Consider the following 21,484-nt stretch of genomic DNA (forward strand, 5'->3'; position numbering starts at 1 on the left):
GAACCGGAGACGTTGTGAGTCGCAAGCCCAAGCGCCGCTTCGGCGGCTTTTTTCTTCTTCTCGTGCTGATCGTCGCGGGCGCCGGCTTTTGGGGCTGGCAGCGCTACAGCAGCTTCGCCTATCGCCCGATGCCGGGTATTTCGGAGGGGGCTTCGATAGTCGTGCAGGCGGGCGACTCGCTGCCGACGGTCTTGCGCAAACTTCGCGACGCCGGGATCAGTACGGGCGAATCGCTCGAATGGCGTGTGCTCGCACGGGAGCTGCATGCGGCCGGCAAGCTGCAGATCGGCGAGTACCCGCTGGACTCCTCGACCACACCGCGCGAATTGCTGATCGCCATGCGCGACGGCAAGGTGATCCAGCGTCGCTTCACGATCGTGGAAGGCTGGAACATCCGCGAAATGCGTGCCGCGCTGGCCCGCGCCAAGCCGCTGAAACAGGACACTGTGCAGCTGGACGATGCCGGATTGATGAAGGCACTTGGCCACCCGGGCCAGCATCCGGAAGGCCGCTTCCTGCCCGAAACCTACTTGTACACCGCCGGCGACAGCGATCTCGACGTGCTGGAACGCGCGTATGCCAGCATGGAAAAGGCGCTCTCGACCGCCTGGGAGCAACGTCACCAGGACACGGTGCTGAAGTCTCAGGACGAAATGCTCACGCTCGCTTCGATCGTTGAGAAGGAAACCGGCGTCGCTTCGGAACGTCCGCAGATCGCGGGCCTGTTCGAGCGCCGATTGCAGCTTGGGATGAGGTTGGAGACCGATCCCACTGTGATTTACGGCATGGGCTCGGCCTACGGTGGAAACATCCGCAAAGCCGATCTGCGCACCGACACGCCCTACAATACCTATCGTCGCGCGGGCCTGCCGCCCACGCCGATCGCCATGCCTGGCATCGATGCGCTCAACGCAGTGGCGAATCCGGCGCCCGGCGACGCGCTGTTCTTCGTGGCCATTGGCGACGGCAGCGGACGCCACCTGTTTGCGCGGACCTATGCCGAGCATCAGGCCAATGTGGCCCGATACATCCGCAACTATCACGCTGCCCAGCAGGCGCCTGCGCAGACGGAGAAGCAATGACGTTGCAGTCCCACGCCCGGTTCATCACGCTCGAGGGCGGCGAGGGCGCCGGCAAGTCCACGGTGCTGTCGGCGCTGCGTGGTTTCCTGCTGGCCCGCGGCTTCGAGGTCGTGTCCACGCGCGAACCGGGCGGCACGCCACTGGCCGAACAGATCCGCGGACTATTGCTCGATACCCATCACGAACCGCCGGCGACGGAGACCGAGCTGTTGCTGATGTTCGCTGCGCGTTCGCAACACGTGCGCGAAGTCATCCTGCCGGCCTTGCAGCGCGGTGCCTGGGTGATCAGCGATCGCTTTACCGATTCCAGTTACGCCTACCAGGGCGCAGGCCGCGGCATGGATGCGGGTTTCATTGCGGATCTGGAGCGCCGCGTCGTCGGCATCGCGCCTGCGATGACGCTGCTGCTCGATATCGGCGTCGCTGATGCGCGCGAGCGCACGCGCGGGCGCGACCTTGCACCCGATCGCATCGAGCGCGAGCAAGACCATTTCTTCGAACGCGTGCGCGATGGCTTTCTGGCGCGTGCGCAAGCCGAGCCGCGCCGCTTTCGTGTCGTGGACGCCAAGCAATCGGTCGAAGCGGTCGCCGCCGAAGCGGTAGCGCATCTGCGCGCGCTGGTGGACGCATGAACGCGCCGGCTGTCTTCGCGCCCTGGCAGCAGCGGATCTATGCCCAGGCAGCCGCGAGCCTGGATGCCGGACGCCTGGGGCACGCGTTGTTGTTCGCGGGGCCGGCGCAACTTGGCAAGCGCGAAGTGGCCAGACGATTGGCGCAACGCCTGCTGTGCGAGCGACGTGGCGAGGACGGCGAGCCCTGTGGCCGATGCCGTGGCTGTCACCTATTCGGGGCCGGGACGCATCCGGATTACCAGTTCGTGTCGTTCATTCCGAACAAGGAAGGCACGCGGCTGCGCACCGAGATCGTCATCGAGCAGATCCGCGAGCTTTCCGAGCGTCTGTCGCTCACTCCGCAATATGGCGTAGCCCAGATCGTGATCATCGATCCGGCCGAGGCGATCAACCATGCGGCCAGCAATGCGCTGCTGAAGACACTGGAGGAGCCGGTGCCGGGCCGCTATTTGTGGCTGGTCTCCGCGCATCCGGCCCGGCTGTCGGCCACGATCCGCAGCCGCTGCCAGAAGCTCGAATTCCGGCTCCCGCCGGGCGACGAATCCCTGGTCTGGCTGCGAGCGCGCGGTCATGCCGAGGCGGCGGCGCGCGAGGCACTGGAAGCCGCCCGCGGGCACCCCGGTCTCGCGGATGAGTGGCTGAACGGGGGCGGGCTGGCCTTGCGACGGGAAGTCGCCACCGACTTGTCGAAGCTTGCGCGAGGCGAAGCGACCGCGGCAGACACCGCGCAGCGCTGGGCCGCCGACGACAACCTCGAATTGCGCCTGCGCCATGCCGCGGATCTCGCGCTGGCCGAGGCCGCCTGCTTGACCGATCCGGTGCGAGCGCGCAGTCTGGCCGAGTGGTTTGATCGCGCCAATCGCGTCCGCGACCTCTTGCGGACTACGGTGCGCGCCGATCTGGCAGTAATCGAATTGCTGCTCGCCTGGAGCGGTAGCGGCGCAACTCGGGCGGGTGCGGGAGGAAGCAGGGGATGAGCGGAATGACAGGAGCAGGCGGTGCACGGCAGGGCATTCTGTCGCACGCAGTCAAGGACAAGGCCGCGCTGTACAGCGCGTACATGCCATTCCTCAAGTCTGGCGGGATTTTCGTCACCACGGCCAAGCGCTATTTCCTTGGCGACGAGGTGTTCCTGCTGCTGACCTTGCCCGATTCAGCCGAACGCCTGCCCGTAGCAGGCAAGGTCATCTGGGTGACCCCGACTGGTGCGCAAGGCAACCGGCCGGCCGGCATCGGCGTGCAGTTCGCGGACACGGCCGAAGGTGAAGCGGTAAAGAGCAAGATCGAGGCCATGCTTGCCGGTACGCTGGCGGCGGAGCGCCCGACGCACACGATGTAACTGCGCGTGGCCCCAGGCCTACGCGGTACGCGGAACGGTTGAATCCCAAGCCCGGCGAAACGCCACCGGATATCTCGCTGGTGGCGTTTGCTGTTGGGTAGGCTGTCCGTCCCATGGACTGCCGAAAATCACGCTGCCTTCAGTAGCGCCGGGTTCGACCACCCATTCCGTGGCGCGAACCGCTCGCCATACCTCACCTGCAGCGCCTTGAGCTTTTCCAGCAGCACGGCTGCGCCGGTTTCGCGGATGTACTGAATCGGACCACCACGGAACGGCGCGAATCCGGTACCGAAGATCACGCCGGCATCGAGCAGGTCGGCATCGCTTACGACACCGTCGTGCAGGCAGGCGACGGCTTCGTTGAGCAGCGGCAGGATCAGGCGGTCTTCGAGATCGTCCGGCGCCTTGTAGTCCTTGGGCAGCTCCGGCTTCTGCGCACGACCGTCGACCCACTTGTAGAGACCCTGGCCGTCCTTCTTGCCGCGCTTGCCCGCTTCCGGTGGCGTGGAAAGTGAAGCAGGGATTGGCAGCCCGAGGAACGGCGCGAGTTCGGCACCCACACCGGACGCCACATCGAGACCGACTGTGTCGATCAGTTCGATCGGTCCCATCGGCATGCCGAACTTCACTGCGGCCTTGTCGATCGCCGCGCCTGGGATGCCTTCGGCGAATGCCGTGGCGGCTTCCAGCATGTACGGGAACAGCACGCGATTGACCAAGAAGCCAGGCGTTCCGGCGACAGGTACCGGCAGCTTGTCGATCGCCTTGCAGAACGCAGCCAGGCGCTGCTCGGTTTCCGGAGCCATGGCGTCGTGGCGGATGATTTCCACCAGCGGCATCAATGCGACCGGATTGAAGTAGTGCAGGCCGGCGAATTGCGCCGGGCGTGCGATGTGTTCGCGCAATTCGGTCAACGGGATCGACGACGTGTTGGTGGTGAGCAGCGCGCCGGGCTTCATGCGTGGCTCGACCGCGGTGTAGAGATCGCGCTTGGCTTCCGGCTTTTCGATGATGGCCTCGATCACCAGGTCCGCCTGCGTCACGCCGTCGCCGGCGAGGTCGCCCTTGAGTCGTGCGGCCACGGTCGCGCGCTTGGTGTCGTCCTTCACTTTCTTGTTGAACAGCTCGGCGGAACGGCTCAACGCGCCATCGATAAAGCGCTGCTCACGATCGCTCAGCGTCACGTCGAAGCCACGATAAGCCGACCATGCGGCGATATCGCCGCCCATCACGCCGGCGCCGACGACGTGCACGTGCTTGATGCCATGCTCCCTGCCGCCAGTGGACTTCAGACGCTCCTGCAGGAAGAACACACGAATCAGGTTGCGCGCGGTTGGCGTCGAAGACAGCTTCACCACGGCCTTGCGCTCGGCCGACAGCAGCGCCTGCACGCCGCCGCTGGAGCGTTGCCAGCAGCTGATCAGTGCGTAGGGGGCCGGGTAGTGTTCTTTGCGTGCCTTGCGCGCGACCTGCTTGATTAGCATCGGTGCGAGCAGCTGGCGGGCAGGCCAGGTGTTCGTCGCCCATGCCATGAAGCGTTGCTTGAACGGACGCTCCGTGCCGCGCAGCGCGAGCTTGGCTGCTTCCTCCAGCAGCGAGGCGGGATCGACGACTTTGTCGACCAGACCCATGCCGCGCGCCGCCGACGCGGACAGCGAGCGTCCCGTCAGCATCATGTCGAACGCCGCCGGTGCGCCGACCAGACGCGGTAGCCGCACGCTGCCGCCCCAGCCTGGGAAGATGCCCAGCTTCACTTCCGGCAGGCCGATGCGGGTGGATGCGTCACTGCTAGCCACGCGATAACGGCAGGCCAGCGCCATCTCCGTGCCGCCGCCCATGCAAAAGCCGTGGATGGCGGCGACGGTGGGGAAGGGCAGTTCGGCGATTCGCTGGAACACCTGCTGGCCGCGGCGGATGGCGTCGTTGACGTTGCCCTTGGCGTCGAATTCGGCGAACTCCTTGATGTCGGCGCCGGCGATGAAGCCGCTGGTCTTGGCCGAACGCAGCACCAGGCCCTTGGGCGGATCCAGCGCGAGGCGTTCGAGCACGCTGTCGAGCTCGATCAGCACTTCCTGCGCGAAGGTATTCACCGAGCTGCCGGCGCGATCAAACGACAGCACCACGACGCCGTCGTCGCGCTGTTCCAGTTTCCAATGCTGCAAGCGAAGCCCGTCGAGGCCAGCGATCATGCGGGACCATCCTTTCAATCAGTGGGGGCGGCGCAATCCGCGCCGAAGTTTTGGGCAGGCCATCCGGGCCCGGATGGTCCTATCATCCTGAGCTTGTTTCGACCTCGTCAAACCGTATGGTCGAACCATGACAGATGGCGCTTGTGGCGTATGGTCGTTGCCCCCATCAATGTCCTACGAATGAACTTTCGCCCGCGCGGGCGGTCACACGGTCCAGCTTCGCCGGACTGACCGCAGCGTGAGCTGAGGGAGACAGGTGCGGTGAAGCCCGAAAATACGTTGACCCCGGAATCCGACCTGGACCAGGAGCTGGTCCGGCGCGTGCAGCGTGGCGACAGTGCCGCGTTCGATGCCTTGGTGCGCAAGTACCAGCATCGCATCGTGGCGCTGATCGGCCGCTACATCGCCGACTGGAGCGAATGCCAGGACGTGGCGCAGGAAACCTTTATACGCGCCTATCGCGCGCTGCCCAATTTCCGGGGCGACTCCCAGTTCTATACCTGGCTGCACCGGATCGCCGTGAATACCGCAAAGAATCATCTCGTTGCGCAGAATCGCAGGCCGCCCACCGACGATGTCGATGCCGGCGACGCCGAACAGTACGACAGCGGCACGCGCCTGCGCGAGACGGCAACGCCCGAGCATGAATTGTTGCGACAGGAAATCGAACTTACGGTGATGCGTGCTGTCGAAGCCTTGCCGGAAGAACTGCGCACGGCCATCAACCTGCGCGAAGTCGACGGCCTGAGTTACGAGGATATTGCCGCCAGGATGGATTGTCCGATCGGCACCGTGCGTTCACGGATCTTCCGGGCGCGCGAGGCGATCGACAGTCAGCTGCGGCCCCTGCTGGATTACGACGCAAACCTTCGTGAGCGTGCGCACCGATGAACAACGGTTCCAACACCTCCAATCACCATCCGCTGCACCCGCGCGACGACCGGGAGACGCTCAGCGCGCTCTTCGATGGCGCGCTGCCTGGCGATGCGGCGCGTTTCGCACTCAAGCGCCTGGATCATGATGCGGGCTGGCGCGATACCTGTGGTCGCTGGCAGTTGATTGGCGATGCGTTGCGAGGCGAAGCCACTTCGGCTGCTCCAGCGGACTTCGCCGCGAGCGTCATGCGAAAACTAGTCGCGGAAGGCGCGGTGCCGGTCGCGGCTTCGCCTGTCGCCCCCGTGGCTGCTTCCCCGGCCGCGGTCACCACGCGCCGTCGCTGGATTGGCGGCGCCGCGCTGGCGGCTTCGGTGGCAATGGTTGCAGTGCTGGTGGCGAGACCGTTCTCGCAGTCGCCGACTGGCGCTCCGCCGCAGGTGGCCGGTGGCGTGGTAGCGCCAGCGACAGCACCGATCCGGGCGACGCAAGGTGCCGAGGCCGTTCCGACCATTAGTCCGGCGGCTTCCTCGACCGCAGCCGCCTCGCTCGCTGTGGCCGATGCTCCGCGCCCACAACCGGTAGCCGCACATCGCGTCGAACGTCCCGCGCATTCGACGCCGCGCCCGATACCGTCGACCGCGAGCGACGACGGCTCGAGGGTTGTGGCTGTCGCGGAGGCGACTGCGACCCGCAAGCCCTTCCATCCTCCCATCGACGACGTCGCGACACGGCCCTGGCCGCGCGCCGTGCTGCCGGACGCTGGAGCCGGAGCGTTTAGCGTGAGTTTTGATCCGGGCGTGACGCCTGCTTCGTCGTACTACCCGTTCGAGCCGCGTCTGCCTGAAGCCGCGGCGGCGAAGCCCCCGGCGACCGAGCCGCAGCACTGACGCGACACGAGCCCCTTCCCCCAGGTGCCACCGCAGGGCGGCGCCTTGGATCTTCACAACCAAAACCGACCACTACTCCATGAATCGATCGCTTCGTTCCCTGGCCGTGCTCGGCGCCATCGCCGCCAGCCTGCCGGCCGCCTGTACCGCCCAACCCCCGGCTTCCGGTGCATCGGTGCCCGCTACCACGACGGCGCAAACCGTTCCGGTGGCCCCCATCGTGACCGGGCTTCCGGACTTCACCAATCTGGTCCAGCAGGTAGGACCGGCGGTGGTGAACGTCAGCGCCGAGACCGGCTCGCGACGCGTTGCCCGCCAGGGGCCGGATGACGAGCAGATTCCCGAATTCTTCCGTCGCATGCTGCCGCCGGGGATGTTCGAGGGCCCCGAAGGCCCCGACGGGCCGCAGATGCCGCAGGCGCCCCGTGGGTTCTCCATGGGCACCGGCTTCCTGATTTCGAGCGACGGCTACGTGCTCACCAATCACCATGTGGTGGAGGGCGCGGATACGGTGACGGTGAAGTTGTCCGACCGGCGCGAATTCAAGGCGAAGGTGGTCGGCAGCGACCAGCAGTCGGACGTGGCGTTGCTCAAGATCGATGGCAAGAACCTTCCCAATCTGCGCATCGGCGAGTCCTCCCGCTTGAAGCCCGGCCAGTGGGTGGTCGCGATCGGCTCGCCATTCGGCCTCGACCAGTCGGTCACCGCCGGCATCGTGAGCGCCGTTGGTCGCGCGAACCCATACGCCGACCAGCGCTACGTGCCCTTCATCCAGACCGACGTGGCGATCAATCGCGGCAATTCCGGTGGCCCTTTGCTCAACACCTCGGGTGAGGTGGTTGGCATCAACTCGCAGATCTTCAGCAACTCCGGTGGCTACATGGGCGTGAGCTTCGCGATCCCGATCGACGTGGCGATGAACGCGGCCGATCAGATCAAGAAGGTCGGCAAGGTGCGTCGCGGCCAGCTCGGCGTGCAGGTCCAGGCGATCTCCGCCGATGAAGCGCGCGGTCTTGGGCTTCCGGACGCGAGCGGTGCCCTGGTGTCGGTCGTAGTGCCGGGCAGTGCTGCCGGCAAGGCGGGCGTCGAGCGCATGGATGTGATCCGCGCCGTGAATGGTCGCCCGGTCAGCGTTTCGAGCGATCTGCCGCCGTTGATCGGTGGTCTCGCGCCAGGTTCGAAAGTCCATCTAAGCCTGATCCGCGACGGCAAGCCACGGGAGCTCGATGTGACCCTGGACGTGCTCGATGAGAGCCTGGCCGGTGGCGCGGTCGATCAGCCCGGTTCGGGCGACGACGATCAGGCCCCGGCGGCTTCGGGTCGCGGGAACGCCCTGGGACTGGTGGGCCGGGACCTGAGTGGCTCCGAGCGTCAGCAGTTGGGCCTGCAGACGGGCGAGGGCGTGCGTCTGGCCCGGATTGGCGACGCGGCGGCGGAAGCCGGCCTGCAGCCAGGCGACATCGTCCTTTCGGTCGGTCGCACCACCGTCGGCACGACGGCAGGGCTCGACCGTGCCCTGTCGGGGGTCAAGAACGGGCAGACCGTGATGCTGCTGGTCCGGCGCGGCAATGCGACCCAGTTCGTCGCCGTGACCGCGGGCGATAGCGACAAGTCGGGCTGAGTCCCTCCGCCTTTGCCGAACCGCACTGCGCCCGCCCACAAGGCGGGCGCAGTCGCGTATGCGATAATCACGCGTTAATTTTTCCGAGACGGCACGACGCCGCCCGCATGCAACTGATCCGCAACTTCTCCATCATCGCCCACGTCGACCACGGCAAGTCGACGCTGGCAGACCGCATCATCCAGCTCTGCGGCGGCCTGGAGGCCCGCGAGATGGAAGCCCAGGTGCTCGACTCCAATCCGATCGAGCGCGAGCGCGGCATCACCATCAAGGCCCAGTCCGTCTCGCTGCCGTATAAGGCGAAGGACGGCAACACCTACCAGCTCAACTTCATCGACACCCCGGGTCACGTCGACTTCAGTTACGAAGTCAGCCGCTCGCTGGCCGCCTGCGAGGGCGCGCTGCTGGTGGTCGACGCGGCGCAGGGCGTGGAAGCACAGTCGGTCGCCAACTGCTACACCGCGGTCGAGCAGGGACTTGAAGTCGTTCCCGTGCTCAACAAGATCGATCTGCCAACGGCGGACGTCGATCGCGCCAAGGCCGAGATCGAGGCCGTGATCGGCATCGACGCCGAAGACGCCGTGGCGATCAGCGCCAAGACCGGCCTCAACGTCGAGCTGGTGCTGGAAGCGATTGTCCATCGCATCCCGCCGCCGAAGCCGCGCGACACCGACAAGCTGCAGGCGCTGATCATCGACTCCTGGTTCGACAACTACCTCGGCGTGGTGTCGCTGGTGCGCGTGATGCAAGGCGAGATCACCCCGGGTAGCAAGATCCTGGTGATGTCGACCGGCCGTACCCACCAAGTCGACAGCGTTGGCGTGTTCACGCCCAAGCGCAAGGTGCTGAACAAGCTCGGTGCGGGCGAAGTGGGCTGGATCACGGCTTCGGTGAAGGACGTGCACGGTGCGCCGGTCGGCGACACGCTGACGCTCGCGAGCGACCCGGCACCGAAGCCGCTGCCGGGCTTCCAAGAAATGCAACCGCGCGTGTTCGCCGGCCTGTTCCCGGTTGATGCGGAGGACTACCCGGCGCTGCGCGAATCGCTGGAAAAGCTGCGCCTCAACGACGCCGCGCTGCGCTTCGAGCCCGAAAGCTCCGAGGCGATGGGCTTCGGCTTCCGCTGCGGCTTCCTCGGCATGCTGCACATGGAAATCGTGCAGGAGCGCCTGGAGCGCGAGTACAACCTCAACCTGATCAGCACGGCACCGACGGTCATCTACGAGGTGCTGAAGACCGACGGCACTATCGTGCCGATGGACAACCCGGCCAAGCTGCCGCCGGTGAATATGGTCGAGGAGATCCGCGAGCCGATCATCCGCGCCAACATCCTTACGCCCGAGACCTACATCGGCAACATCATCAAGTTGTGCGAGGAAAAGCGTGGCGTACAGCTGGGCATCCAGTACCTGGCCAGCCAGGTGCAGATCAGCTATGAGCTGCCGATGGCGGAGGTGGTGCTCGATTTCTTCGACAAGCTCAAGTCGGTGTCGCGCGGCTATGCGTCGCTGGATTACCACTTCCTGCGCTTCGACGCCGGCCCGTTTGTGCGCGTGGACACGCTGATCAACGGCGACAAGGTCGATGCGCTGTCGATCATCGTCCACCGTTCGCATGCCGACCGCCGTGGCCGCGAGCTGTGCGAGAAGATGAAGGAACTGATCCCGCGCCAGATGTTCGACGTGGCGATCCAGGCCGCGATCGGCTCGCAGATCATCTCGCGCAGCACGGTCAAGGCTATGCGCAAGAACGTGCTCGCCAAGTGCTACGGCGGCGACATCAGCCGCAAGAAGAAGCTCCTCGAGAAGCAGAAAGAGGGCAAGAAGCGGATGAAGCAGGTGGGGCGCGTGGAAATTCCGCAGGAAGCCTTCCTCGCCGTGTTGCAGGTGGACAGCAAGTAATCCCTGCCGGTTGGGGAACCTGAAGTTTCAATCGCTGTCTTTGCTGGCAGCATGATGGACCTGCCTTGCCGGGACTGGTTTCCGGCAAGCGGGACGGCAGTCCGGTCCGACCTTATCCTCCCAGTCGCCAACATTCCGGCTCCCAAGGAGCAAGCATGAAGTGGTTTGAGATCATCCTCGTCGTCCTGACCCTGTTCACTGGCCTGGTCTGGCTGCTGGACAAGCTGTTCCTGGCCAAGCGCCGTACCGCCGGTGCCGGCTTGCTGGACGAGGGGGAAGAGCCTGTCGTCGTCGATTACTCGAAGGCGTTCTTTCCGGTGCTGGCGATCGTCCTGATCCTGCGCAGCTTCGTGGCCGAACCCTTCCGGATCCCTTCGAATTCGATGATGCCGACGCTGCTGACCGGTGACTTCATCCTGGTCAACAAGTTCGCCTACGGCCTGCGCCTGCCGATCAACAACAAGAAGTTCTTCGACATCGGCGAGCCGCAGCGCGGCGATGTCGTAGTGTTCCATTTTCCGGGCCATACTCCGGATGACCCGAACAAGGGCGTCGACTTCATCAAGCGCGTGATCGGGTTGCCGGGCGATCGCGTCGGTTACCACGACAACCAAGTGACGGTGAACGGCGTTCCGGTCGCCTACCAGGAGATCGGAACCTATACCGGCAAGGGCAAGGGGGCAGAGATGACGGGATCCCTGGAATTGCGTGAGAATCTGCCCGGCCGGTCGCACTCCGTCCTGGAATCGGCGGCTTCGCCGTTCACCAATCCGGGGGAGGGCGATTGGGACGTACCCCAGGGGCAGTATTTCGTGATGGGCGACAATCGCAAGAACAGCGACGACAGCCGATACTGGGGCTTCCTGCCGGAGAGCCAACTTCGTGGCAAGGCATTTCTGATCTGGATGAGCTGGGACGGCGGACTCGAGTACCACCGAATCGGCACCGGCATTCATTGACGACGCGGTTTTTCGATAACTGGGGAGAGTTCGAATGAAGCGTACTCAGCGTGGCATGAGCCTGATTGGGTTCATCTTGGTGCTAGGGGTCGTGGGCGTGTTCGCCTACATGGGCATGAAGGTCATTCCCATGTATTCGGAGTTTTACTCCGTGAAGCAATCCCTCAATGGCTTGGCCAATGAGCCCGGCGTGGCGAGTATGGATTCGGAACATATCAGGAGTCTGTTTTTCCGCCGCATGGACGTGAACTATTCGGAAAACGTGAAGCCCGAAAACGTCAAGTTCCAGCGCAGGGAAACTGGCTGGCAGATGACGGTCAACTACGAAGTGCGTCGCCCGCTGATCGCCAACCTGGATGTGGTCGGCAACTTTCACGCAGAGAAAGAGCTGAAGCGCAACGCAGGCGACAATTGAGTATCGCCATCAGTCATCGTTTCAAGCGTCAGGAGTTCCTTACCCAAGCCCTGACTCACCGCAGCGCAGGCGCTCCGCATAACGAGCGCCTCGAATTCCTCGGCGACGCACTGGTCAACCTGATCGTCGCCGAGGCGCTCTACCACTACTGGCCGCATGCCGACGAAGGCGCGCTTACCCGCGCCCGGGCCGAACTGGTGCGCGAATCCGCGCTGGCCCCCATCGCGAGGCAGCTGGACCTTGGTGCCAAGCTGATCCTGGGGCCCGGCGAAATGAAGTCGGGCGGTCATCGCCGCGATTCCATCCTGGCCGATGCGCTCGAAGCGCTGGTCGCCGCGATCTACCTGGATGCCGACTTCGAAACCTGCCGCTCGGCGGTCCTGCCCTGGTTCACGCCAGCAATGGAAGCACTCCCTCCGCCGCACAAGGTAGGCAAGGATGCAAAGACGCGCCTGCAGGAATGGCTTCAGGGCAAGCAGAAACCGCTGCCCATCTACGCCCTCGTTTCCGAGAGCGGCGACGACCACGCCAAGACCTTCCACGTCACTTGCACGCTGCAGCAGCTGGTGACCGAGGGGCAGGGCAATTCCCGGCGTGCCGCCGAGCAGGCCGCGGCCGAAGCCGCGCTCCAGAGCCTCGGCGTCGCCTAATTTCTGAACGCCCTCGAACGTCTCGCCTCGGTTTGCCCTTGGCGGGCTCGCGGCGGACAATTCCGGATATGACAGACCCCATGTATCGCGCCGGCCACGTTGCCGTCATCGGCCGTCCCAATGTCGGCAAATCCACCCTGGTCAACGCGCTGGTAGGCGCCAAGGTCAGCATCGTGTCCCCGCGCCCGCAGACCACGCGCCATCGCCTGCTGGGCATCGCCACCTTCCCCGAAGGCCAGCTGTTGCTGGTCGACACCCCCGGCATCCATCGCGAGCAGAAGCGAGCGATGAACCGCCTGATGAACCGCGCCGCCCGCGGCGCGCTGGAAGGCGTGGATACCGCGCTGCTGGTCGTGCGTGCCGGGCAGTGGGACGACGAGGACACCCTGGCCTACGATGCACTGCGCGGTGCGGGCCTTCCCGTGATCCTGGTGGTCAACCAGGTCGACCGCATCACCGACAAGACCGCGCTGCTGCCATACCTGGCCAAGGTCAGCGAAGGGCGCGACTTTGCCGGCGTGCATCCGATCTCCGCGCTCAAGCGCAGCGGCCTGGAGGCATTGGTGAAGACCGTGCTTGCCCAGTTGCCCGAGCAGCCCGCGCTCTACGGTGAGGACGAAATCACCGACAAGAGCCAGCGCTTCCTGGCCGGCGAGCTCGTCCGCGAGCAGCTCATGCGCCAGCTCGGCGAGGAACTGCCGTACGCAACCACGGTGGAGGTCGAGCGTTTCGTCGAAGAACCTTCGCCCAAGGGCGTGCTGCTGCGTATCGGCGCGGTGATCTGGGTCGAGCGCGAAGGCCAGAAGCTGATCGTGATCGGCAAGGGCGGCGAGCGCCTGCGCGAGATCGGCACCAAGTCGCGCCTGCAGATGGAACGCCTGTTCGGCGCCAAGGTCTTCCTCGAAACCTGGGTGCGCGTGCGCGAAGGCTGGTCGGACGACGAGGCGGCACTGCGCGCCTTCGGCTACAACGACTGACTGCAAAACGCGTTGATCGATGCGGTTCTCCGCTGAGCCCGCCTTCGTCCTGCACACGCGCCCCTGGCGCGAGAGCAGCCTGCTGGTGGAAGTGCTGAGCGCCGAACACGGGCGGTTGGGCCTGGTTGCGCGCGGCGTGCATGGGCCCAAGCGGCATTTGCTACGCGCCGCGTTGCAACCACTTCAGTACATCCGTTTCGACGCGGTGCAGCGTGGCGAGCTGGCGACACTGGCTACGGCCGAAGCGCTCGACGCTGCGCCGCGATTGCTCGGTGACGCAATGCTCGCCGGCTTCTACCTCAATGAACTCACGCTGCGATTGGCGCCGCGCGGCGATCCGCAACCGGAGTTGTTCGAAGCCTATCGCGCGACGCGCCTGCGGCTGGGAGAGGCTCCGCTGGCGTGGACGCTGCGGCGTTACGAGCGTGACTTGCTGGATGCGCTGGGCTTCGGCTTCGACTGGACAGTCGAGGGCGATGGCACACCGATCGATGCCGCCGCTCGCTATCGCCTGGACCCCGAATACGGGCCGCGCCGGCTTCTGCTCGATCGCGGCCACGGGGACCGCCGTAGCGCGGCGACCGGTCGCGGCCTCCTCGCACTTGCGGCCGACTCGTTGCCTGCGGACGAGGACCTGGCCAGCCTGCGCCTGCCGATACGCGGCGTGCTCGCTTTTCATCTCGGGCCGCGCGGACTGAAATCCTGGGAGATGCTGGGTGAATTGGCGCGCGTTTCGTCCGGCGACTGAGCGGCGCGCCTGATCGGATTCAAACGCTGTCTATGGTGCTTCGTCTGATCCAGTCAATGCGTTCGCCTCGACCGTGAAATCCTGCAGCGCTTCCGGCGAACGATCGTCTGCGCCGAGCGACTGCACGGCCTGTTGCAACCGGGCGGCGCCTACGAAACCGCAGCTGGCGCGCAGACGGTGCAGCTCGCCATGCAAGCCCTGGTAGTCCTCGTTGTCGAAGGCATTGCGCACGCGTTCCACGACGCCCGGCAACTCGGTCAGGAAGAGTTTGCGCAATGCCGCGATGTGTTCGGGGTTGCCGTTCAGGGCCCGCGTGGCCGCTTCATCGTCCCAATGTGGAAGCGGGTCGTTCGTCACCATCACCGGTAACGTCATTCCAGCTGCGGTTATGCCCAGGGTCTGACACAACGCCTTCTGTACGGCTCGCGCGGGAAGCGGCTTCACCAGCACCTGGACGAAACCCGCCCCTCGCAACGATTCCCCGATTTCGACATCGGACGCCGCCGTGTGCGCCAGCGCGGGTGTCGAGGCATCGCGAACGCGCAGGCGTTCGAGCAGCTCGACCCCGCTGCCATCGGGCAGGTTCGCATCGAAGAGCCATGCGTCGTAGCGGTTGGTCGCGGCCAGCGCCAGTGCGGCAGCCATGCTGTCGGCGGCGTCCACCGCCGCGGGCAGTGCATGGATCGCTGCGCTGAGAAATGCCCGACTGACGGGATCGTCTTCGACCAGCAGCACACGAGGCAACGCGGACGTCATGTCTTGCCCTCCGATCGGTATCCTTCCCGGATGTCGGCCGGGATGGTACGCCTGATATGCATGGTGTGGCTCGCTGCTCTGGCGGCGGGGCCGGCGCATGCACGGTCGCTGCAGGCGCGTATCGCCAAGGTGACGACGCCCGTGGCGACGTTGCAGGACGTAAGCATTCGACTGGATTGGCCCGAGGCGGCGGCGCAAGGCGAACTGCGGCTGCGCGCGGGTCGCGTGGAAGCACCCGATCTCGGTTATCGCTTCCGCAACCTGGACTGGCAATGTCCATTGCAGCGTGACGGTCGGGGCGGCTGGCGTTGCGAGGGGCCGCTGCGCAGCGGAGCGGGCGCGCCATTTCGACTTGCCTTGGATCTGGGTGTCGCGACCACCGATGTGCGGCTGACCCGTGCCAATAGTGCGTTGTCAGTGCGCCGCAATGCAGCGACACCCGATCTCACCGACATCGATCTCGCCCGCGTTCCCCTGGCGTGGACGCAGGCTTTGCTGGCGAATGCCTGGGCCGAGGGTCGCATCACCAAGGGCACTCTCGACGCCAGGCTCGTCATCAATGCACCGCCCACGCAGCCGCTTCGCGTCGCCGGCCCGCTGCAGCTCACCGGCGCGGCGTTCGATACCCCCGATGGCACTATCGCTGCCGAGAACCTCGGCGCCAGGCTGGCGCTGGACCTGTCGTTCGCCCAGCGCGATACCGCCAGGCTGGAGGGGCAGGTGCTCGGAGGTGAACTGCTGTTCGGCAACGCCTATGTTTCGTTGCAGCAGCGCCATGTCGACGTGCGCATGGAGGCCTATCAGGACGATGGGCAGGGCTGGCGCTTCCCGGGCATCCGGTGGCATGACCGTGGTGTATTGGAAGCCCAGGGCAGCGCGGCGCTGACTCTCCAGGGAGACGTGGATGCGCTCGAGCTACAACTGCATGCCCCGGATCTGACGCCGCTACGGGATGCCTACCTCAGTGGCTGGATGGGCATTGCCGGCCTGTCCCAGCTGCAATTGCGGGGCGCTGCTGACGCTCAGATGACCATCGTCGCTGGCGCATTGCGTGATGTCGATGCGGCCGTGCACGAAGTGACGATCGACGATCCTGGACAGCGGTTCGGATTCGATCGACTGGATGGAACGGTGACGTTTTCATCTGGTGCGTCCAAGCAATCCAATCTGCGTTGGCAGGGCGGCCAGTTGTATGGCCTGGCCTTCGGCGCCGCGCAGTTGCCCTTTATCAGCAATGCAGGGGAGCTGCGTTTCCGCGAGGCGGTGGTCGTACCCATGTTGGGCGGGCAGCTGCGCTTCGATCATCTTCAGTTGCGGCCGCCTGCGGACGGGCAAGGTCTGGACGTCCGCTTCGGCATGACGTTGGACAAGCTGGATGTCGCGCAACTGGCGAAGGCGCTGGAGTGGCCGGCGTTTGCCGGAGAATTGAGCGGCAGCATCCCCTTGGCGCATTACGCGGCCGACCGGCTTGATTTCGATGGCGGCCTGCGCATGCAGGTGTTCGATGGCGAGGTGAGCATGTCCTCGTTGTCGATGGAACGTCCGTTCGGCGTGGCCCCGACTTTGTCGGCGGATGTGGCGCTGGATGACCTTGACCTCGAGGCGCTGACCGGGGTGTTCGGCTTCGGCAGCATCACCGGACGTCTGGACGGCAGCATCAACGGCCTGCGAACCGTCGACTGGCAGCCCGTGGCGTTTGACGCCACCCTGCGCACCCAACGCAAGCGGGGCGTGAAGCAGCGCATCAGCCAGCGCGCGGTCCAGGACCTGTCGAGCGTGGGCGACGCGTCGTTCGCTGGCAGCCTGCAATCGAAGCTCATCGGCTTCTTTGACGATTTCGGCTATTCGCGGATCGGCATTTCCTGCCGGCTCGCCGACGACGTCTGTGCCATGGACGGACTGGGTTCAGCCGGGCGGGGATTTATTATCGTGGAAGGTTCCGGCGTACCGCGGCTGAACGTGGTCGGGTACAACCGCCAGGTCGATTGGCCGACGCTGGTGGAGCGGCTGGGGGCTATCGGCAAGGGCGACGTCAAGCCGGTCGTCGAATGATTTCGAGCAACTGACATTTCATTTCTGGAGAAAACCGATATGCGCCGCCTGATGGGAATTCCGTTCGCCGCCGTGCTGCTCACGGCCTGCGTGACGATCAATGTGTACTTCCCCGCCGCCGAGGCAAAGGAAGCGGCGAAGGAATTTGTCGAGAAGGTCATCGGCGACGAAGCCAAGGGCAAGGACGTGAATGTGAAGCCGTCGGACGGCGGTGGCATGGCGTTCGAGTCGCATCCAGTCGAACGCAGTCTGCTCGCTCGTGTTGATCTGCTCAGCCTGGTTGGCATTGGCACCGCCTACGCGCAGTCGCAGCCCGACATCACGATCAAGACGCCCGCCATCCAGGCGATCCAGGCGCGCATGGCCGAGCGCTTCGATGCGCAGCTGCGCGCGGGGTTCGATGCCGGCGCGCTGGGTTTCGCCGATGACGGCACCGTCGTCGTGCGCGATGCTGCGAAGCTTGCGCTGAAGGACCGCGTTGCGGTGAATCAGGCCGTGGCCGACGACAATCGCGACCGCAAGGCCGTGTATCGCGAAGTTGCGGTCGCCAACGGTCATCCGGAATGGGAAGCGCAGATCCGCGATGTGTTCGCGAGGCAATGGGTCGCCAGTGCACGGGCTGGGTGGTGGTATCAGAGCGGTGGGGCCTGGAAGCAGAAGTAAGGCCTATTGAGCCCGGCAATTCTCGAGAGAGGCCCGCTTCGGCGGGCTTTTCTTTTTGGAGTCCAAAGCCCGTTGCCAGACGTTCTCAGCCGCCGCCGCGGCATCATTTGACCGGTGCTTTAGGTGGGTCGAGGGGCGGCAGTCTGCGACAATATGCGGCCCTAGTCGTACCGAATTCTTCCGTGGCCCGCATCGATCAGACCCCCTTTGAAGTAGACATCACCGGCTTGAGCCATGACGGCCGCGGCGTGGCCCGGCGTGACGGGGAAGGAGGCAAGGTCACCTTCGTTGCCGGTGCACTGCCCGGTGAGCGCGTCATGGCGAAGCAGACTTCGCGTTCGCGCCACTTCGACGAAGCGACGACCCTGGAGGTCCTGCGCGCGTCCGAAGAGCGTGTGCCCGCGCGTTGCCCGCATTTCGGCACCTGCGGTGGCTGCGCCCTGCAGCACCTCGACGAAAGCAAGCAGATCCTGTCCAAGCAGCGCGTGCTGCTGGAGAACCTGGAACGCATCGGCCACGTCACACCCGAACGCGTCCTGCCGCCGCTTACCGACGCCGCCTGGGGCTATCGCCGCAAGGGCCGCTTCTCCGTGCGCCGCGTTGAGAAGAAGGACAAGACCCTGGTGGGTTTTCGCGAACAGGACCCGCGCTTTGTCGCCGATCTGTCCGAATGCCACACCGTGATTCCGGAAATCGGAACCAAGGTGTCTGCGCTCGCCGCACTGGTCGACAGCATGCAGGCGCGTCGCGACATCCCGCAGATCGAATTCATCGCAGGCGACCCTGCTGACGACTTCAGCGGAATCGCGCTGACCGTTCGTCATCTCGCGCCGCTGTCGGAGTCCGATCAGGCCGCACTCGTCGCGTTCGGCCAGCAGCACCGCTTCGCCATTTTCCTGCAGCCAGGCGGCGTCGACAGCGTGCACCCGCTGTGGCCTTCCGATCCGAAGCTCGCGTTCAAGCTGCCGCAGTGGAACATCGAATTCGTGTTCCGCCCGCTCGACTTCATCCAGGTCAACGCGGGCCTCAATGGCAAGATGATCCAGTCGGCGCTGGACCTGCTCGATCCGCAACCGGAAGACCGAGTGCTCGATCTGTTCTGCGGACTGGGCAATTTCACCCTGCCGCTGGCGCGACGCGTACGTGAAGTCGTCGGTGTCGAAGGCGAGGCCGGACTGGTGAGGCGCGCGCGTGAAAACGCGGCGCACAACGCCATCACCAACGCCGAATTCCATGCGGCCGACCTGGGCAAGGACCTCAGCGACCACACCTGGATGCGCGAAGGCTTCGACCGCCTGCTGCTGGATCCACCGCGTTCCGGCGCGGACTTCGTGCTGACCCAGCTCAAGCTCAAGCAGTTCAAGCGCATCGTCTACGTCAGTTGCCATCCGGGCTCGTTGGCGCGTGATGCCGGTTATCTGGTGAATGAGAAGGGTTGGAAGCTGCGTGCGGCGGGTGTGATGGACATGTTCCCTCACACGGCGCACGTCGAATCCATCGCGATGTTTGAACCGCGCCACGATTGAGGCAGGCGTGCGACGGATTCAAGCGCGCCGCAGCGCGTGTTGAAGTCAAACAACGAGCTTTTTGAACAACTACCATGCCTATCGAAATCGAACGCAAATTCCTCGTAACCAGCGACGGCTGGCGCACCGCCGCACGCAAGGCCGTGCCGATGGCGCAGGGCTACCTCAACGACCTGGCCGCCATGGATACGGGGGCGATGAAAACCTCGGTACGCGTGCGCATTCAGGGAGATGAGGCTTACCTCAACCTCAAGTCGCGCGAACTGGGACACACCCGTCAGGAGTTCGACTATGCGATTCCAGTCGAGGATGCGCGCGCGCTGCTCGCATTAAGCGTGGGTGGTCTTGTCGACAAGCGCCGCCACTACGTCGATTTCGACGGATACGTGTGGGAAGTGGACGAATTCCTCGGTGATAACGCTGGCCTGGTGGTGGCCGAGATCGAGTTGCCTGCGGCGGATGCGGCGTTCGATAAGCCCGGCTGGATCGGGCGTGAAGTGACCGACAGCAAGCGCTACTACAATCTGGCGCTGGCCACGCGGCCGTACTCGCAATGGAACGAGGCGGAGCGGGCGGGTACTGTGGATTGAGTTGTTGATCGCGGCAGGCGACCCTCAACCCGCCTCTGTTGCTTCTCGGAGTTCTGACATGTTGCTTATTGGCGTTGCTGGCAAAGAACTCACCACGCAGGAACGCGACTGGCTGCGGCACGATGCCTGCGCCGGCGTGATCCTGTTCGCGCGCAACTTCGCGTCCAAGGCGCAGGTGAGCGAGCTGTCGCAGTCGATCCGCGAGGCTGCCCCGCGCCCGCAGCTCGTGTGCGTGGATCAGGAAGGCGGGCGGGTGCAGCGCTTCCGCGAGGGTTTTAGCGCACTACCGCCGTTGGAACATTTCGGCCGCCTGCACGGGGAGAGTGCAGCGGCCGCGCTGGCAATGGCCGAGGAACATGCATGGCTGATGGCTAGCGAGGTCCGCGCGAGCGGCGTCGATCTCAGCTTCGCGCCTGTCGTCGATCTCGGCCGCGGCAATCGCGCCATCGGCAATCGCGCATTTTCGGAAGATCCTGAAGTCGTCGCCGAGTTCACGCGGGCCTATGTGCGCGGGATGCATGCTGCCGGCATGGCCGCGACGCTTAAGCATTTCCCGGGTCACGGTTCGGTGCTGGAAGACACGCACTACGACACCGCCATCGATCCGCGTCCGCTCGAGGAAATCCGTGCGCTGGACCTGGTGCCCTTCATCGCCGGCATCGACGCCAAGGCCGACGCGGTGATGATGGCGCATGTGGTCTATCCGGCCGTGTCGCCCGAACCGGCGGGGTACTCGAAACGCTGGATCGAGGAGATCCTGCGCGGTGAACTCGGATTCCACGGTGTCGTTTTCAGCGACGACATCGGCATGGCTGCAGCCAACGCGGCTGGTGGCGTCGGCAAGCGCGTCAATGCCCATCTCGATGCGGGCTGCGATGTGGTGCTGGTCTGCCATCCGGAACTGGTCGACGATTCGCTCGCAGCCATCCAGAACCGCAAGCTCAACACCATGGCGCTCACCGGCCTGATTGGCCGCGGCGCGATGGGTTGGGATGGATTGATCGCCGACGCCCGTTACGGCGCGGCCCGTAATCGCCAGGAAGGACTGGCCTGATGACTCACCACCACGACGACCACGACCTGCAGACCGCGCTGGCCAACAGCGACCTCATCCACGACCGCTTGACGCTCGAAGCGGCGATCGTGCGCATGGCCGCCCGCATCCGCGAGGACTACGTCGGCAGCGTGCCGGTCTATCTCACCGTGATGCACGGCGGCCTGCCGTTTGCCGGACAGCTTTCGCTGGAACTGGGCGCGCTTGGCCAGGATCTCGAATTCGACTATCTGCACGCCACCCGCTACCGCGGTGCGACTTCCGGCGGCGAACTAGCCTGGAAGCATCGTCCGGCGACGTCGCTGCAGGGGCGCCGCGTGCTGCTGGTCGACGACATCGTCGACGAAGGGCACACATTGGCCGCGATCCGCGAGTGGTGCCACGAGCAGGGGGCGGCCGAAGTACGCATCGCCGCTCTCGCAGTGAAGATCCACGACCGTTGCGTGGCCGGCCTGGCCGCGGACTACCTGGGCGTCGAAGTGCCCGATCGCTACGTCTACGGCTACGGCATGGATTACCACGAACAAGGTCGCGGCTTGCCGGCCATCTATGCGCTCAAGGACTGAT

Annotated in this window: 21 protein-coding genes; 19 read left to right on the top strand and 2 right to left on the bottom strand. The window is 65.1% G+C overall.

Annotated features, from left to right (window positions below):
* The first annotated feature begins 14 nt into the window (after positions 1-14).
* From mltG to ACYVGK_RS11075, 4 genes are read left to right on the top strand one after another with little or no spacing between them, the layout of a single operon-like run.
* The gene (gene mltG, locus ACYVGK_RS11060; RefSeq protein ID WP_460733634.1) at positions 15-1,082 is read left to right on the top strand and encodes an endolytic transglycosylase MltG; all 1,068 of its coding nucleotides are present in this window, start codon (positions 15-17) and stop codon (positions 1,080-1,082) included.
* Positions 1,079-1,714: a dTMP kinase gene (tmk, locus tag ACYVGK_RS11065; protein ID WP_460733636.1), complete on the top strand. Its 636-nt coding sequence runs from the start codon at positions 1,079-1,081 to the stop codon at positions 1,712-1,714. Before mltG ends, tmk begins: the two co-directional genes overlap by 4 nt.
* A complete protein-coding gene (locus ACYVGK_RS11070) occupies positions 1,711-2,691 on the top strand; it encodes a DNA polymerase III subunit delta' (RefSeq protein ID WP_460733638.1) in 981 nt (326 codons plus the stop codon). Before tmk ends, ACYVGK_RS11070 begins: the two co-directional genes overlap by 4 nt.
* Entirely contained in the window at positions 2,688-3,053 is a 366-nt protein-coding gene (locus ACYVGK_RS11075) for a PilZ domain-containing protein (protein ID WP_460733640.1), read from the top strand. Before ACYVGK_RS11070 ends, ACYVGK_RS11075 begins: the two co-directional genes overlap by 4 nt.
* Positions 3,054-3,181: 128 nt before the next feature.
* On the opposite strand, the gene ACYVGK_RS11080 is transcribed toward ACYVGK_RS11075, so the two are convergent.
* Positions 3,182-5,242, bottom strand: a complete 2,061-nt coding sequence (locus tag ACYVGK_RS11080) for a 3-hydroxyacyl-CoA dehydrogenase NAD-binding domain-containing protein (RefSeq protein WP_460733642.1) — start codon at positions 5,240-5,242, stop codon at positions 3,182-3,184.
* A 261-nt stretch (positions 5,243-5,503) separates the two neighbouring features.
* Here ACYVGK_RS11080 and rpoE point away from each other — a divergent pair, with 261 nt between their 5' ends.
* The 9 genes from rpoE to recO all read left to right on the top strand — a co-directional run bounded on the left by rpoE (position 5,504) and on the right by recO (position 14,276).
* On the top strand, positions 5,504-6,133 hold the full coding sequence (rpoE, locus tag ACYVGK_RS11085; RefSeq protein ID WP_460733644.1) for an RNA polymerase sigma factor RpoE: 630 nt from the start codon (positions 5,504-5,506) through the stop codon (positions 6,131-6,133).
* Positions 6,130-7,005, top strand: a complete 876-nt coding sequence (locus ACYVGK_RS11090; RefSeq protein WP_460733646.1) for a sigma-E factor negative regulatory protein — start codon at positions 6,130-6,132, stop codon at positions 7,003-7,005. Before rpoE ends, ACYVGK_RS11090 begins: the two co-directional genes overlap by 4 nt.
* A 79-nt stretch (positions 7,006-7,084) precedes the next feature.
* Positions 7,085-8,626, top strand: a complete 1,542-nt coding sequence (locus ACYVGK_RS11095; protein WP_460733648.1) for a DegQ family serine endoprotease — start codon at positions 7,085-7,087, stop codon at positions 8,624-8,626.
* 107 nt (positions 8,627-8,733) lie between these two features.
* Positions 8,734-10,527, top strand: a complete 1,794-nt coding sequence (gene lepA / locus ACYVGK_RS11100; RefSeq protein ID WP_460733650.1) for a translation elongation factor 4 — start codon at positions 8,734-8,736, stop codon at positions 10,525-10,527.
* A 155-nt stretch (positions 10,528-10,682) separates the two neighbouring features.
* Entirely contained in the window at positions 10,683-11,486 is an 804-nt protein-coding gene (lepB, locus tag ACYVGK_RS11105; protein ID WP_460733652.1) for a signal peptidase I, read from the top strand.
* Between the two features lie 34 nt (positions 11,487-11,520).
* Entirely contained in the window at positions 11,521-11,901 is a 381-nt protein-coding gene (locus tag ACYVGK_RS11110; RefSeq protein ID WP_460733654.1) for a DUF4845 domain-containing protein, read from the top strand.
* Positions 11,898-12,551: a ribonuclease III gene (gene rnc, locus ACYVGK_RS11115; protein ID WP_460733656.1), complete on the top strand. Its 654-nt coding sequence runs from the start codon at positions 11,898-11,900 to the stop codon at positions 12,549-12,551. The genes ACYVGK_RS11110 and rnc overlap by 4 nt, the downstream gene beginning before the upstream one ends.
* Positions 12,552-12,619: 68 nt before the next feature.
* The gene (era, locus tag ACYVGK_RS11120; protein WP_460733658.1) at positions 12,620-13,528 is read left to right on the top strand and encodes a GTPase Era; all 909 of its coding nucleotides are present in this window, start codon (positions 12,620-12,622) and stop codon (positions 13,526-13,528) included.
* 19 nt (positions 13,529-13,547) lie between these two features.
* On the top strand, positions 13,548-14,276 hold the full coding sequence (gene recO / locus ACYVGK_RS11125; protein WP_460733660.1) for a DNA repair protein RecO: 729 nt from the start codon (positions 13,548-13,550) through the stop codon (positions 14,274-14,276).
* A 30-nt stretch (positions 14,277-14,306) separates the two neighbouring features.
* Here the strand turns inward: recO and ACYVGK_RS11130 are convergent, their stop codons facing one another.
* The gene (locus ACYVGK_RS11130; RefSeq protein WP_460733662.1) at positions 14,307-15,032 is read right to left on the bottom strand and encodes a response regulator; all 726 of its coding nucleotides are present in this window, start codon (positions 15,030-15,032) and stop codon (positions 14,307-14,309) included.
* Between the two features lie 30 nt (positions 15,033-15,062).
* Between ACYVGK_RS11130 and ACYVGK_RS11135 the strand changes: the two genes are divergently transcribed.
* The 6 genes from ACYVGK_RS11135 to ACYVGK_RS11160 all read left to right on the top strand — a co-directional run bounded on the left by ACYVGK_RS11135 (position 15,063) and on the right by ACYVGK_RS11160 (position 21,483).
* Positions 15,063-17,084, top strand: a complete 2,022-nt coding sequence (locus ACYVGK_RS11135; protein WP_460733664.1) for a translocation/assembly module TamB domain-containing protein — start codon at positions 15,063-15,065, stop codon at positions 17,082-17,084.
* A 39-nt stretch (positions 17,085-17,123) separates the two neighbouring features.
* Positions 17,124-17,747, top strand: coding sequence for a DUF1318 domain-containing protein (locus ACYVGK_RS11140; RefSeq protein ID WP_460733666.1), 624 nt, complete (start codon positions 17,124-17,126; stop codon positions 17,745-17,747).
* A 182-nt stretch (positions 17,748-17,929) separates the two neighbouring features.
* Positions 17,930-19,273, top strand: coding sequence for a 23S rRNA (uracil(1939)-C(5))-methyltransferase RlmD (rlmD, locus tag ACYVGK_RS11145; RefSeq protein WP_460733668.1), 1,344 nt, complete (start codon positions 17,930-17,932; stop codon positions 19,271-19,273).
* 74 nt (positions 19,274-19,347) lie between these two features.
* The gene (locus ACYVGK_RS11150; protein ID WP_460733670.1) at positions 19,348-19,863 is read left to right on the top strand and encodes a CYTH domain-containing protein; all 516 of its coding nucleotides are present in this window, start codon (positions 19,348-19,350) and stop codon (positions 19,861-19,863) included.
* A 58-nt stretch (positions 19,864-19,921) separates the two neighbouring features.
* On the top strand, positions 19,922-20,917 hold the full coding sequence (gene nagZ / locus ACYVGK_RS11155) for a beta-N-acetylhexosaminidase (RefSeq protein WP_460733672.1): 996 nt from the start codon (positions 19,922-19,924) through the stop codon (positions 20,915-20,917).
* The gene (locus ACYVGK_RS11160; protein WP_460733674.1) at positions 20,917-21,483 is read left to right on the top strand and encodes a hypoxanthine-guanine phosphoribosyltransferase; all 567 of its coding nucleotides are present in this window, start codon (positions 20,917-20,919) and stop codon (positions 21,481-21,483) included. The genes nagZ and ACYVGK_RS11160 overlap by 1 nt, the downstream gene beginning before the upstream one ends.
* Position 21,484 lies beyond the last annotated feature (1 nt).

This window comes from Lysobacter tyrosinilyticus (assembly GCF_054779815.1).